Consider the following 14,759-nt stretch of genomic DNA (forward strand, 5'->3'; position numbering starts at 1 on the left):
TGGTAACCGAGCGATGGAGATGATGCCACGCCAGAAATAAGAGGATGTTCGTCGGTAACAATGAGAAAAATTAAAATCGGCCTGGCGTTGGGTTCAGGAGCGGCGCGCGGCTGGTCGCATATCGGCGTGATTAAAGCGCTACAGAAAATGGGCATTGAAGTTGATATTGTTGCCGGTTGCTCTATTGGTTCACTGGTAGGGGCAGCTTACGCCAGCAACCAGCTTCCCGCGCTCGAGCAGTGGGTGTGTTCGTTTAGCTACTGGGATGTACTGCGCCTGATGGATCTCTCCTGGCGGCGCGGTGGGTTGCTGCGCGGTGAACGCGTATTTAATCAATATCGGCGGATTATGCCCAATGACACCATTGAGCAGTGCGAGCGACGCTTTGCGGCCGTCGCCACCAATTTAAGCACCGGTCGCGAGTTGTGGTTTACGGAAGGTGATTTACATATGGCCGTGCGCGCGTCATGCAGTATTCCCGGTCTGATGGCGCCGGTGTTGCATAACGGCTACTGGTTAGTTGACGGTGCGGTGGTTAACCCGGTACCGGTTTCGCTCACGCGTGCGCTGGGCGCGGACATTGTTATCGCTGTCGATTTGCAACATGACGCACATCTTATGCAGCAGGATCTGCTGTCCGTGAATATTCAACCCGATGCGGAGATCGATGAGTCTCCCGATGAGCTATCATGGCATGAACGCCTGCGCGCTCGGCTAGGACGCGTTGCCTCACGTCGTTCCGTGGTGGCGCCTACGGCAATGGAAATCATGACCACATCGATACAGGTGCTGGAAAACCGTCTCAAGCGTAACCGCATGGCGGGTGACCCGCCGGATATTTTACTGCAACCGTTTTGTCCCCAGATCTCAACTCTGGATTTTCATCGAGCCTCATCTGCAATCGCCGCGGGCCAACAAGCGGTTGAAAAAAAGACAGATGAGCTTTTGCCTTTGGTTCAGAGTTCAACTTAAGGCACTTTTTTCGACTACTTCAGCAAAATCTGAAAGGCGATGATCGCAATAGCATGCCACTATTTAAATATCGTCGGGCAGGGGAGATATCATGACGCAGCCGTTGGCGGGTAAACACATTTTAATTGTCGAAGACGAACCCGTTTTCCGCTCACTTATGGATTCATGGCTTTCGTCGCTTGGCGCGCGCACGTTGCTGGCCCAGGACGGCGTTGATGCGCTCTCGCAGATAGAGTGTCAGAGGCCAGATCTGATGATTTGCGACCTGGCCATGCCAAGGATGAACGGCCTGCAGTTGGTGGAGCATTTGCGTAATGCAGGTGATACCTTGCCGATTCTGATTATTTCCGCGACTGAAAATATGGCCGATATCGCGAGGGCACTGCGCCTTGGCGTGCAGGATGTGTTATTAAAGCCGGTGAAAGACCTCAACCGGCTGCGGGAAACCGTGCTGGCTTGTCTGTATCCCAATATGGGCTTTGTTGAATAAATCAGATTTCGGGTAAGTCTCCCCCGTAGCGGGTTGTGTTTTCAGGCAATACGCACGCTTTCAGGCATACCTGCTTTCGTCATTTTGTTCAGCGCTCGTACCAGGGCCATAGCCTCCGCAACCTGACCATCGTAGTCACGCAGCGTCAGTGAACCCCCGAACAGCTGTTTTACCCGGTACATCGCCGTTTCCGCTATCGAGCGACGGTTGTAGTCTGTTGTCCATTTCCACCGCGCATTACTCCCGGTCAGCCGCTGATTCGCAACAGCACGGTTACGGTCTGCATATTCACCGGGCCAGTAACCCGCGCCTTTTCGGGGCGGGATAAGCGCGCTGATTTTTTTGCGGCGCAGTTCATCGTGACAGAGCCGGGTGTCGTAAGCGCCGTCTGCCGATGCTGCCCTGATTTTTCTGTGAGTCTGCCGGATAAGACCCGGGAAGGCCTCTGAGTCCGTCACATTGTTCAGCGACAGGTCAGCGCAGATGATTTCATGTGTTTTACTGTCAACGGCGAGATGCAGCTTACGCCAGATACGGCGGCGTTCCTGGCCATGCTTTTTGACTTTCCACTCGCCTTCACCGAAGACCTTCAGCCCGGTGGAATCAATTACCAGGTGTGCGATTTCACCCCGGGTGGGCGTTTTGAAACTGACATTAACCGACTTTGCCCGCCTGCTGACACAGCTGTAATCCGGGCAGCGTAGCGGAACGTTCATCAGAGAAAAAATGGAATCAATAAAGCCCTGCGCAGCGCGCAGGGTCAGCCTGAATACGCGTTTAATGACCAGCACAGTCGTGATGGCAAGGTCAGAATAGCGCTGAGGTCTGCCTCGTGAAGAAGGTGTTGCTGACTCATACCAGGCCTGAATAGCTTCATCATCCAGCCAGAAAGTTATGGAGCCACGGTTGATGAGGGCTTTATTGTAGGTGGGCCAGTTGGTGATTTTGAACTTTTGCTTTGCCACGGAACGGTCTGCGTTGTCGGGAAGATGCGTGATCTGATCCTTCAACTCAGCAAAAGTTCGATTTATTCAACAAAGCCCCCAATATGTTTAATTCCCGAGTGGAAGAGGAAGAGCGGTTATTTGAAGATTGGGATGCGTTAGTGAGCAATCCGGCAGCGGCGGCAAAACTGTTACAAGAGCTACAGCCGCCGGTGCAGCAAAAAATATCCCATTGCCGGATAAATTATCGCCAGCTGATGGCGGTGGATGCGCCAGGCTTAGTTTTGGATATTGCGCCGCTTTCTGAACACGATCTGGCATTTTATTGTCTGGATGTTACCCGCGCGGGTGATAATGGCGTTCTTGCCGCATTGCTATTACGTGTGCTGTTTAATGGTCTGCTGCAAGAGCAGTTCGCGCATCAAGGCCAGCGTCTGCCAGAATTAGGCAGTTTGTTAAAACAGGTTAATCAACTGCTCCGTCAGGCCAATCTACCCGGCCAGTTCCCGCTGCTGGTGGGTTATTATCACAGCGGGTTAAAAAATCTTATCCTGGTATCGGCCGGTTTGAACGGCACATTAAATACCGGCGACCATCAAATACAAATAAGCAATGGCGTACCGCTGGGTACGTTAGGAAACGCCTACCTTAACCAAATAAGCCAGCGCTGCACTTCATGGCAGTGCCAGATTTGGGGTAAAGGCGGTCGTTTACGCTTAATGTTGTCTGCGGAATGAGCAAACGCATTTTTTTTCAGGGATAGCTTTAACAGCTTAACTGCCGTGGTGATACTATCAGGCAAATTGATGTGGATATACTCGTCATACTTCAGCGTGCTGTGCGTTGAACGAACCCGTTATCTTCGGCTTAGGTGATTTATGCCAGCGCCGATCTTATGGGCGGCGCTCCTCCTTCAGCCCGACTTTCGAGTATAAATCTTAATTCGAGGTCATCGCGTCCTTTTCAGAGTAGCCTCAGTAGGTTGTGATGATATACTCGGCGCGTTATTAATAAACGAGCAAGTTCAAAGTTTGAACAGTTCAGGAGATTTGAATGGCTGCCCTAAATTCGAAAGTAAGAAAGGCTGTTATCCCGGTTGCCGGATTAGGTACAAGGATGTTGCCTGCCACCAAAGCAATTCCTAAGGAAATGCTGCCGCTGGTGGATAAGCCTTTAATTCAGTATGTCGTGAACGAGTGTATTGCAGCTGGTATCACTGAAATTGTGCTGGTGACTCATTCTTCTAAGAATTCTATTGAAAACCACTTCGACACCAGCTTCGAACTTGAAGCGATGCTGGAGAAGCGCGTTAAGCGTCAGCTTCTCGACGAAGTGCAGGCTATTTGCCCGCCGCACGTCACCATTATGCAGGTTCGCCAGGGTCTGGCGAAAGGCCTGGGCCACGCGGTACTGTGCGCGCACCCGGTGGTCGGCGATGAGCCCGTTGCGGTCATTCTGCCGGACGTTATTCTCGACGAATATGAATCCGATCTGAGCCGTGAAAACCTGGCCGAAATGATTAGCCGTTTCGATGAAACCGGCGTGAGCCAAATCATGGTCGAACCGGTTGCAGACGTGACGGCCTACGGCGTGGTTGACTGCAAAGGCGCAGAGCTGAAGCCTGGCGACAGCGTACCGATGGTGGGCGTCGTTGAGAAGCCGAAAGCCGACGTTGCGCCGTCTAATCTGGCGGTCGTTGGGCGTTATGTTCTTGGCGCGGATATCTGGCCGCTGCTGGCGAAGACCCCTCCGGGAGCCGGCGATGAAATCCAGCTGACTGACGCGATTGATATGCTGATCGATAAAGAAACCGTCGAAGCATACCATATGAAAGGCAAAAGCCATGACTGTGGTAATAAGCTGGGTTATATGCAGGCGTTTGTTGAATACGGCATTCGTCACAATACGCTGGGCGAAGAGTTCAAAGCGTGGCTGCAAGATACGCTGGGCATTGCTAAGTAATATAGCGGATGCTTTAAAAAGCCGGGGAAACCCGGTTTTTTTATTTCTGAATAACACAAAAGGATAAAAAATGAGCGTGCTTGCGTAGGTGCGTTCGTGCAGACGGGGTATTGTGGATATAAAAAATCCCGCCGTAGCGGGATTTTTGCGAAGCGTAAGGATTAATCCTTGATCAGGAAGTCGTCCAGAGATTTACCCTGTTCGTCCATCGCTTTTTTGATAACTGCCGGGGTACGACCCTGGCCGGTCCAGGTTTTGGTTTCGCCGTTTTCGTCAACATAGCTATATTTAGCCGGACGTGCAGCGCGTTTTGCTTTGGTGCCGGTTTTAGCAGCAGCCATGCTATTCAGCAGTTCGTTCGGATCAATACCGTCAGCAATCAGCATTTCGCGATATTGTTGCAGTTTACGGGTGCGCTCTTCGATTTCCGCAGCAGCTGCGTTTTCTTCTTCGCGACGTTCGTTAACAACAACTTCTAATTTTTCCAGCATTTCTTCAAGCGTTTCAAGGGTGCATTCTCTTGCCTGCGCACGAAGAGTACGGATGTTGTTCAAAATTTTAAGTGCTTCGCTCATTGTAGTAATCTCAAACTTATATTGTGGGGTGGTTTGTTGAAGTAATAATAGAGCGATAAAATCAGATGTGCAATAGGGAAGAATGTAAGGAATTCAAAATAACGTGTTATTTGATGCTGCCATTAATATTTATAAGTTAAATTGCGGCCAGACTTCTTCGGTTGAACGGTCGTTATTGCGGGAAAGCGCAGCGGGATAACGAGTGCCATGCTGAAGCACACGGGTGCATAAATATACCCCGTATGGATAAATATCAACCTTATGTATTAGCGTGGTTGCATCCATTTTGTGCATTACTTTATCGATGATGAATGGTTACGCTGCTCAACCATTCTGCCTCCAGGCCGGCTTTCGGCAGCGGTATCCTTAACCGCTATTCATCTATTTGCCTCAGCGCGTGTATGGGTAAATTGTTGGGTAGAGAAAACGATTCCAACAAGGAAACTACGGTAATAAGCCCGGCGTAATGGGGTTCTCAGGGTTAAGTCCATAGTTATGGCGATGTTATTTCAAGCCGATGCTGTTTAATTTACAGATAACAATACCCGGCAGTGCGCTACACAATTTGTCGGCGATCACATTTTTTCAGGCAAACTCATTAATCTTTTCAACTATTAACCTGTCGAGCTAATTTGTGGGCGCACGGTGTGCGGTACATTGACGTCTGACTGAACGGGATGCGGTTAAATATTTCAGATTTATGATGCAGTTACCTCTATGTCGGTTATAAATAGGCAGCAATAAACCTCTGCAGCCGTTTAATTTCGGTTTTACCGACCTTTTTCATCCCTCTCTGGCGTTGCTGGTGCGAAGTAAGGGGGAAATGGTATGGATGACGCAGGAAGCCTGGGGATAAAATATGTTACACTGCGCTCCGTTTAAAAAACGCATCGATTAGGATTTCTCAGCCAATGGCACAACTTTATTTCTACTACTCAGCAATGAATGCCGGGAAGTCGACCGCCCTGTTGCAGTCGTCGTACAACTATCAGGAGCGCGGCATGCGCACCGTGGTTTATACCGCGGAAATAGACGACCGCTTTGGTGCCGGTAAAGTCAGCTCGCGAATTGGCCTTTCTTCGCCAGCGAAGCTGTTTAACCAGAGTAGCGACCTGTTTGACGAAATTCGTGCGGAGAACGCCCGTGAGCAGGTTAACTGCGTGCTGGTGGATGAATGCCAGTTCCTGACCCGAGAGCAGGTCTATGCGCTTTCTGACGTGGTAGATAACCTCGATATCCCCGTATTGTGCTACGGGCTGAGAACGGACTTTCGCGGCGAACTGTTTATCGGCAGCCAATATTTGCTGGCGCTCTCCGACAAACTGGTGGAATTAAAAACCATCTGCTTCTGCGGGCGGAAGGCCAGTATGGTGCTGCGTCTCGATCAGGAAGGGCGTCCTTACAATGAAGGTGAGCAGGTGGTGATTGGCGGTAATGAGCGCTATGTCTCCGTTTGTCGAAAACATTACAAAGAAGCGCTGGAAACAGGCTCTCTGGCCGTTATTCAGGATAAGCATCGTCTAGCCCATCGTTCCTGCTAAACGCCTTCAGACGCGTTTCTACCCCCTGTCATCGCCGGGGAGTAGAAGCGCGTTTTTTATTGCTGATTTCACGGTAATAAAAAAAGCCCCATCACGAGAATGGGGCTTGTTCTTTGTGCTTTCAGCGAGCGTTAAAGCGAATTATTTTTTCGCTTTTTTCTCAGCTTTAGCCGGTGCAGCTTCTTTTTTCTCTACTGCCGGCGCGCCTTCAACGAAGTCACGACCGTAGTAGGTATCCAGCAGAATCTGTTTCAGTTCAGAAATCAGCGGGTAACGTGGGTTAGCACCAGTACACTGGTCATCAAACGCATCTTCAGACAGTTTGTCCACGTGTGCCAGGAAGTCAGCTTCCTGCACGCCAGCTTCACGGATAGACTTAGGAATACCCAGCTCAGCTTTGATTTCTTCCAGCCAGCCCAGCAGTTTTTCGATTTTCGCTGCGGTACGGTCGCCCGGAGCAGACAGACCCAGATGGTCAGCGATTTCAGCGTAGCGACGACGAGCCTGCGGACGGTCGTACTGGCTGAATGCAGTCTGTTTAGTCGGGTTGTCGTTCGCGTTATAACGAATAACGTTGCTGATCAGCAGGGCGTTCGCCAGACCGTGAGGAATGTGGAACTGAGAGCCCAGCTTGTGCGCCATTGAGTGACATACGCCCAGGAAGGCGTTCGCAAACGCAATACCGGCGATGGTGGCTGCACTGTGTACGCGCTCACGTGCTACCGGGTTCTTAGAACCTTCATGGTAAGACGCTGGCAGGTTTTCTTTCAGCAGTTTCAGCGCCTGCAGAGCCTGACCGTCGGAGAACTCAGAAGCCAGTACGGAAACGTAAGCTTCCAGGGCGTGAGTGACGGCATCCAGACCACCGAAAGCACACAGGGACTTCGGCATATCCATGACCAGGTTGGCGTCAACAATCGCCATGTCAGGCGTCAGCGCGTAGTCAGCCAGTGGGTATTTCTGGCCAGTTGCATCGTCGGTTACAACCGCAAACGGAGTCACTTCAGAACCGGTACCGGAAGTGGTGGTGATCGCAACCATTTTTGCTTTCACGCCCATTTTCGGGAACTTGTAGATACGTTTACGGATATCCATAAAGCGCAGCGCCAGTTCTTCGAAGTGCGTTTCTGGGTGTTCGTACATGACCCACATAATTTTTGCTGCGTCCATCGGGGAACCGCCGCCCAGCGCGATAATCACGTCTGGTTTGAAGGAGTTCGCCAGCTCTGCACCTTTACGAACGATGGTCAGAGTCGGGTCAGCTTCAACTTCGAAGAATACGTCAGTTTCAACGCCAGCCGCTTTCAGTACAGAAGTGATCTGGTCTGCATAGCCGTTGTTGAACAGGAAGCGGTCGGTCACGATCAGAGCACGTTTGTGGCCATCAGTAATCAGCTCATCTAACGCGATTGGCAGTGAGCCACGACGGAAGTAGATAGACTTCGGAAGTTTGTGCCACAACATGTTTTCAGCTCGCTTAGCAACGGTTTTCTTGTTGATCAGGTGCTTAGGACCAACGTTTTCAGAGATGGAGTTACCACCCCATGAACCACAACCCAGAGTCAGGGAAGGTGCGAGTTTGAAGTTGTAGAGGTCACCGATACCACCCTGAGAAGCAGGGGTGTTGATCAGGATACGCGCGGTTTTCATCATCTGACCGAAGTGAGCAACGCGTTCTGGCTGGTTGTCCTGGTCGGTGTACAGGCAAGAGGTATGACCGATACCGCCCATCGCAACCAGTTTTTCAGCTTTCTCAACGGCATCGTTGAAGTCTTTTGCACGATACATCGCCAGGGTTGGAGACAGTTTTTCGTGAGCAAACGGTTCGCTTTCGTCAACAACCTTCACTTCGCCGATCAGAATCTTAGTGGTTTCTGGTACGGTGAAGCCTGCCAGTTCGGCAATTTTGTGCGCCGGCTGACCAACGATAGCGGCGTTCAGCGCGCCATTTTTCAGGATAATATCCTGAACCGCTTTCAGCTCTTTGCCCTGCAGCATGTAGCCGCCGTGGCTGGCGAAACGTTCGCGAACGGCATCGTAAACGGAGTCAACAACAACAACGGACTGTTCAGAAGCACAGATAACGCCGTTATCGAAGGTTTTAGACATCAGAACAGATGCAACAGCACGTTTGATATCAGCGGTTTCGTCGATAACAACAGGGGTGTTACCTGCGCCAACGCCGATTGCTGGTTTACCGGAGCTGTATGCTGCTTTAACCATGCCTGGACCACCGGTCGCAAGGATCAGGTTAATGTCCGGGTGATGCATCAGCGCGTTAGACAGTTCTACAGACGGTTGGTCAATCCAGCCGATCAGATCTTTTGGCGCGCCAGCAGCGATTGCAGCCTGCAGAACGATGTCTGCTGCTTTGTTGGTCGCATCTTTCGCACGCGGGTGCGGAGAGAAGATGATGGCATTACGCGTCTTCAGGCTGATCAGTGATTTGAAGATAGCGGTAGAAGTTGGGTTAGTGGTCGGTACGATACCGCAGATGATGCCGATGGGTTCAGCGATGGTGATGGTACCGAAGGTGTCGTCTTCAGACAGCACGCCACAGGTTTTTTCATCTTTATAGGCGTTATAGATATATTCAGAAGCGAAGTGGTTTTTGATCACTTTATCTTCAACAATACCCATGCCGGATTCGGCAACGGCCATTTTTGCGAGAGGAATTCGAGCATCTGCGGCAGCCAGGGCGGCGGCGCGGAAGATTTTATCAACTTGCTCTTGAGTGAAACTGGCATATTCACGCTGGGCTTTTTTTACGCGCTCGACGAGTGCGTTAAGTTCAGCGATATTAGTAACAGCCATAATGCTCTCCTGATAATGTTAAACTTTTTTAGTGAATCATCTGCTCGACAAGTCAGTATAGACAAATCACCTGCAGCTGGTGAAAGAGTTAAGGAAACAAGGTGTTACCCACAAACTGATTCACTGATTTACTAAAAGAGCTTCGATTTAGCCAAGGAGCTTACCGGAAAATACGCCTTATTTATGAGGCCGTTTCTCTTTCGGTGTAAGCAGATTACCCACTTCTGAGTACGATTTACGTGATCTAAATCAAATTTAAGGCAAGCTGACACCTTTCAGCAGGCCGATTTTAGCAAATTGTATAAACTGTTAATCATTGGTGGGTATTGGTGGTGTAAACATTAGCATACTTTATACAAATGCATAACACTCTGTTTTTGCCTCATTTTTATGGATAATTCTAATGAACATGGCTAATAAAAAGGGTATTGTCTGCGCGACTCGCGATTTGCAGTTCGTCAACTACAACTTTTAATGATGCTCCGGGGTTCACGTGATTCAAACGCTGTTTGATTTTCCTATCTTCTTTAAGTTCTTTATTGGGCTGTTTGCGTTGGTGAACCCGGTTGGGCTGATACCCGTTTTTATCAGCCTGACGAGTTATCAAACGGCGGCGGTGCGTAATAAAACCAACCTGACGGCAAGCCTGTCGGTGGCCATTATTCTGCTGACCTCGCTTTTCCTTGGGGATTTCATCCTGCAACTGTTCGGCATTTCCATCGATTCGTTCCGCATTGCCGGCGGGATCCTGGTCGTATCGATTGCCATGTCGATGATCAGCGGCAAGCTGGGGGAAGATAAGCAGAACAAGCAGGAAAAATCAGAAACCGCCGTACGTGAAAGCCTGGGGGTTGTGCCGTTGGCGCTGCCGCTGATGGCGGGGCCGGGGGCCATAAGTTCGACAATCGTTTGGGGTACCCGCTACCATTCGCTCACTTATCTGCTCGGCTTTTCTTTATCTATTGCGCTGTTTGCCTGGTGCTGTTGGGGCATTTTCCGTATTTCTCCCTGGCTGGTACGTATGCTGGGGCAAACCGGAATTAACGTCGTCACCCGTATCATGGGCCTATTATTGATGGCGCTTGGCATCGAATTTATTGTGACCGGTATCAAATCCATCTTTCCGGGGTTGGTCGGTTAAATATTCTACGGCGGCAATGGATGTTAACATCTATTGTTGCCGTTAATATCACAAAATCATATCGTTCATTTATCATGCCGATACAGAAATAATTAATTCGAATGATTCTAAAATAACCATTAATATCAATGCGATATGCATTTCCTCATCTTCTTGCTTCCCGCATAGAAATGTTATTTCTCTCACACGATACTCTGGGGCTTGCCGTTAGATAATTGAAATGATATTAGTAATTTCAGTTTCACAGCAGAGTTATGTGCTAAAAATTGAGCAACTGTTAAGTTTTTGTGCAAAAAATCGCCTCCGACGCTGACGCGTTGAGTCATACGAAAGATTTTTGCATATCTATCTGAAATTTATGGATTTCATGATTAGGTGCTTTCTCTATAGGCTGTCCTGCTGCGGGTGGGATGCTGCGCAAAAGAGAATTGGTTAACAAATTTGCAAATTATATTGGCGGTGATAATCGTCATTTGGTACTTTCCGGCCTAAGTTATTTGCGGATAACGTAATGTAAACGATAACTGTTTCTATTTGTAAACAGTGATGAACAGAATAAGAAAAGCGTCCCGACAGGGGGAGGCTTTAATGAATCGACGTCAGGTTGCCACAAAGAGCGACCGTAATAAAAAAGTCGGTGATAGCAGGCAGTAAATGACCTGGCAGACGCAAAAATCTCCTGCGCTGTACAGGAACCCGCAAGGGGACTAAAACAGGCTGACTTCAGTCAGTAATAATAATGAACGGAGTATCAACACAATGTCCATCATCACAAAAAGAAGTTTGGTTGCGGCAGGTATTCTCACCGCGCTGATCGCAGGGAACGCGGCTATGGCTGCAGAAGTACCCGCGGGTGTGCAGCTGGCAGAAAAGCAAACCCTGGTTCGTAATAACGGTTCCGAAGTGCAGTCTCTTGACCCGCATAAGATCGAAGGTGTTCCAGAGTCCAATATTAGCCGCGATCTGTTCGAAGGGTTACTGGTCAGCGATCTGGACGGCCATCCAGCACCGGGCGTAGCAGAATCCTGGGATAATAAAGACTTTAAAGTCTGGACCTTCCATCTGCGTAAAGACGCTAAATGGTCCGACGGTTCGCCGGTGACCGCACAAGATTTTGTTTACAGCTGGCAGCGTTCAGTTGACCCGAAAACCGCTTCACCGTATGCAAGCTACCTGCAGTATGGTCATGTCGCGGGTATCGATGAAATCCTCGAAGGTAAAAAACCGATTACCGATCTCGGCGTAAAAGCGGTTGACGACCATACGTTAGAAGTGACCTTAAGCGAACCGGTTCCTTATTTCTACAAGCTGCTGGTGCATCCTTCCACTTCGCCAGTACCAAAAGCAGCAATCGAAAAATATGGCGAAAAATGGACCCAGCCGGCGAATATCGTCACCAACGGTGCTTATAAATTAAAAGATTGGGTAGTGAACGAGCGTATCGTTCTTGAGCGCAGCCCAACTTACTGGAATAACGCGAAAACCGTTATTGATCAGGTTACCTTCCTGCCAATTTCTTCTGAAGTGACGGACGTAAACCGTTACCGTAGCGGCGAAATCGACATGACCTATAACAACATGCCGATTGAACTGTTCCAGAAGCTGAAAAAAGAGATCCCGAGCGAAGTTCACGTTGACCCATACCTCTGCACCTACTACTACGAAATTAACAACCAGAAAGCGCCGTTTACCGATGCGCGCGTGCGTACTGCGCTGAAGCTGGGTATCGATCGCGATATTATTGTTAATAAGGTAAAAGCACAGGGTGATATGCCGGCTTATGGCTATACGCCACCTTACACCGATGGTGCAAAACTGACGCCACCAGAGTGGTTCGGTTGGACTCAGGCCAAACGTAACGAAGAAGCGAAGAAATTGCTGGCCGAAGCGGGTTATACCGCGGATAAACCGCTGACCATTAACCTGCTGTATAACACATCCGATCTGCACAAGAAGCTGGCGATTGCCGCAGCATCGCTGTGGAAAAAGAACATTGGCGTGGATGTGAAGCTGGTTAACCAGGAGTGGAAAACCTTCCTGGATTCCCGTCACCAGGGGACGTTTGATATTGCGCGCGCAGGCTGGTGTGCCGACTATAACGAACCCACCTCTTTCCTGAACACCATGTTGTCTAACAGCTCAATGAATACCGCGCATTATAAGAGCCCGGCATTTGATAGCATCATGGCTGAAACGCTGAAAGCGACCGATGAAGCGCAGCGTACCGCACTGTATAGCAAAGCAGAGCAGCAGCTCGACAAAGACAGCGCGATTGTACCGGTTTATTACTATGTAAACGCCCGACTGGTGAAACCATGGGTCGGTGGCTATACCGGCAAAGACCCGCTGGATAATACTTATACAAGAAATATGTATATTATTAAGCACTAATGGCAATACGTGGGGCAGGCTCGGCTTGCCCCACGGTGTCTCGCATTATTGTATTATTACAGGCACAGCCAAAAGGTATGGGCAATGTTGAAATTTATTCTCCGTCGCTGTCTTGAAGCGATTCCGACGTTATTTATTCTTATTACCATTTCGTTCTTTATGATGCGTCTTGCGCCTGGTAGCCCATTTACGGGGGAGCGCACGCTGCCGCCAGAGGTTATGGCCAATATTGAAGCGAAATATCACCTTAACGATCCCATTACCACCCAATATTTCAGCTATCTGAAACAGCTCGCGCACGGCGATTTTGGGCCATCGTTCAAATATAAAGATTATACGGTCAACGATCTGGTGGCGAGCAGTCTGCCAGTGTCGGCCAAATTAGGCGCGGCGGCATTCCTGCTGGCGGTTATTCTTGGCGTCTCAGCGGGGGTGATTGCCGCGCTTAATCAGAATACCAAGTGGGACTACGCGGTGATGGGGGTCGCGATGACCGGGGTGGTTATCCCCAGCTTCGTGGTGGCGCCGCTGCTGGTCATGATTTTCGCGATTACACTGCACTGGCTGCCCGGCGGCGGCTGGAACGGCGGGGCGCTGAAGTTCATGATTCTGCCGATGGTGGCGCTTTCTCTGGCCTATATTGCCAGCATTGCGCGTATTACCCGTGGCTCAATGATTGAGGTTTTACACTCCAACTTTATTCGTACCGCAAGGGCGAAAGGGTTGCCTATGCGGCGGATTATTTTCCGTCACGCTTTAAAACCCGCGCTGCTGCCGGTGCTTTCTTATATGGGGCCTGCCTTCGTCGGTATCATTACCGGTTCGATGGTCATTGAGACAATCTACGGCTTGCCGGGGATTGGACAGCTGTTCGTTAACGGGGCGCTTAACCGCGACTACTCCCTGGTACTGAGCCTGACCATTCTGGTTGGCGCGCTAACGATCCTGTTTAACGCGGTTGTCGACGTACTTTACGCCGTGATTGACCCGAAAATTCGCTATTAAGGCTGGAGTTCGCCATGATGTTAAGTAAAAAAAGCAGCGAGGCGCTGGAAAACTTCAGTGAGAAGCTTGAGGTTGAAGGCCGCAGCCTGTGGCAGGACGCGCGTCGTCGCTTTATGCATAACCGCGCGGCGGTAGCCAGCCTGGTTGTGCTGGTATTGATTGCGCTGTTCGTCACCCTGGCGCCGATGTTGTCGCAGTTTTCCTATTTCGACACCGATTGGGGCATGATGTCCAATGCGCCGGATATGGAATCCGGGCACTATTTTGGTACCGACTCTTCCGGCCGCGACCTGCTGGTCCGTGTGGCAATCGGCGGGCGAATCTCTCTGATGGTTGGGATCGCTGCGGCGCTGGTTGCAGTGGTTGTCGGCACGCTGTACGGCTCGCTCTCCGGCTATCTGGGCGGGAAAATCGATTCGGTAATGATGCGTTTGCTGGAAATCCTCAACTCCTTCCCGTTTATGTTCTTCGTGATCCTGCTGGTGACCTTCTTTGGGCAAAACATCCTGCTGATCTTTGTTGCTATCGGGATGGTGTCCTGGCTGGATATGGCGCGTATCGTTCGCGGGCAGACGCTTAGCCTGAAGCGTAAAGAGTTTATTGAAGCAGCCCAGGTAGGCGGCGTATCGACCGTCAGCATTGTGGTGCGCCATATCGTACCGAACGTGCTGGGGGTGGTAGTGGTGTATGCCTCTCTGCTGGTGCCCAGCATGATTCTGTTTGAATCATTCCTCAGCTTCCTCGGACTGGGGACACAAGAGCCGCTGAGCAGCTGGGGCGCTCTGCTGAGCGACGGTGCTAACTCGATGGAAGTTTCGCCATGGCTGCTGCTGTTCCCGGCGGCGTTCCTGGTGGTGACCCTGTTCTGTTTTAACTTTATCGGCGATGGCCTGCGTGATGCCCTCGACCCGAAAGACCGTTAAG

At 50.3% G+C, this 14,759-nt stretch carries 10 protein-coding genes and 2 pseudogenes; 9 read left to right on the top strand and 3 right to left on the bottom strand.

The window, feature by feature from the left end:
* Window positions 1-60: 60 nt before the first annotated feature.
* Together rssA and H7R58_RS10495 are read left to right on the top strand one after the other, a co-directional pair.
* Window positions 61-972 (top strand): patatin-like phospholipase RssA, encoded by a 912-nt coding sequence (gene rssA, locus H7R58_RS10490; RefSeq protein ID WP_182929002.1) that lies wholly within the window; start codon window positions 61-63, stop codon window positions 970-972.
* A gap of 91 nt (window positions 973-1,063) precedes the next feature.
* Window positions 1,064-1,447: pseudogene (locus H7R58_RS10495) on the top strand (response regulator); the annotation flags it as partial.
* A gap of 56 nt (window positions 1,448-1,503) precedes the next feature.
* Here the strand turns inward: H7R58_RS10495 and H7R58_RS10500 are convergent.
* A complete protein-coding gene (locus tag H7R58_RS10500; RefSeq protein WP_077255787.1) occupies window positions 1,504-2,472 on the bottom strand; it encodes an IS5-like element IS903B family transposase in 969 nt (322 codons plus the stop codon).
* A 32-nt stretch (window positions 2,473-2,504) separates the two neighbouring features.
* Between H7R58_RS10500 and rssB the strand changes: the two are divergent.
* A pseudogene (gene rssB, locus H7R58_RS10505) lies at window positions 2,505-3,143 on the top strand (two-component system response regulator RssB); the annotation flags it as partial.
* A gap of 316 nt (window positions 3,144-3,459) precedes the next feature.
* The gene (galU, locus tag H7R58_RS10510; RefSeq protein WP_106930789.1) at window positions 3,460-4,368 is read left to right on the top strand and encodes a UTP--glucose-1-phosphate uridylyltransferase GalU; all 909 of its coding nucleotides are present in this window, start codon (window positions 3,460-3,462) and stop codon (window positions 4,366-4,368) included.
* A 161-nt stretch (window positions 4,369-4,529) separates the two neighbouring features.
* Here galU and hns read toward each other — a convergent pair whose 3' ends face one another.
* The gene (gene hns / locus H7R58_RS10515; protein ID WP_064545023.1) at window positions 4,530-4,943 is read right to left on the bottom strand and encodes a histone-like nucleoid-structuring protein H-NS; all 414 of its coding nucleotides are present in this window, start codon (window positions 4,941-4,943) and stop codon (window positions 4,530-4,532) included.
* Between the two features lie 911 nt (window positions 4,944-5,854).
* Here hns and tdk point away from each other — a divergent pair.
* On the top strand, window positions 5,855-6,484 hold the full coding sequence (tdk, locus tag H7R58_RS10520) for a thymidine kinase (protein ID WP_106930791.1): 630 nt from the start codon (window positions 5,855-5,857) through the stop codon (window positions 6,482-6,484).
* 141 nt (window positions 6,485-6,625) lie between these two features.
* On the opposite strand, the gene adhE is transcribed toward tdk, so the two are convergent.
* Window positions 6,626-9,298 (bottom strand): bifunctional acetaldehyde-CoA/alcohol dehydrogenase, encoded by a 2,673-nt coding sequence (adhE, locus tag H7R58_RS10525; protein ID WP_182929001.1) that lies wholly within the window; start codon window positions 9,296-9,298, stop codon window positions 6,626-6,628.
* A 493-nt stretch (window positions 9,299-9,791) separates the two neighbouring features.
* Here adhE and H7R58_RS10530 point away from each other — a divergent pair, with 493 nt between their 5' ends.
* The 4 genes from H7R58_RS10530 (at window position 9,792) to oppC (ending at window position 14,758) form a co-directional block, all read left to right on the top strand.
* A complete protein-coding gene (locus tag H7R58_RS10530) occupies window positions 9,792-10,439 on the top strand; it encodes a YchE family NAAT transporter (RefSeq protein WP_106930795.1) in 648 nt (215 codons plus the stop codon).
* Between the two features lie 759 nt (window positions 10,440-11,198).
* On the top strand, window positions 11,199-12,830 hold the full coding sequence (oppA, locus tag H7R58_RS10535; protein ID WP_106930797.1) for an oligopeptide ABC transporter substrate-binding protein OppA: 1,632 nt from the start codon (window positions 11,199-11,201) through the stop codon (window positions 12,828-12,830).
* Window positions 12,831-12,914: 84 nt separating this feature from the next.
* Window positions 12,915-13,835 carry an oligopeptide ABC transporter permease OppB gene (oppB, locus tag H7R58_RS10540; protein WP_106930799.1) on the top strand — a complete coding sequence of 307 codons (921 nt, stop codon included), beginning with the start codon at window positions 12,915-12,917 and terminating at the stop codon, window positions 13,833-13,835.
* Between the two features lie 14 nt (window positions 13,836-13,849).
* On the top strand, window positions 13,850-14,758 hold the full coding sequence (gene oppC / locus H7R58_RS10545) for an oligopeptide ABC transporter permease OppC (RefSeq protein WP_106930801.1): 909 nt from the start codon (window positions 13,850-13,852) through the stop codon (window positions 14,756-14,758).
* The last annotated feature ends 1 nt before the right edge of the window (window position 14,759 follow it).

Source organism: Klebsiella sp. WP4-W18-ESBL-05 (assembly GCF_014169075.1).
In the GTDB taxonomy this organism is placed as follows: domain Bacteria; phylum Pseudomonadota; class Gammaproteobacteria; order Enterobacterales; family Enterobacteriaceae; genus Kluyvera; species Kluyvera ascorbata_B.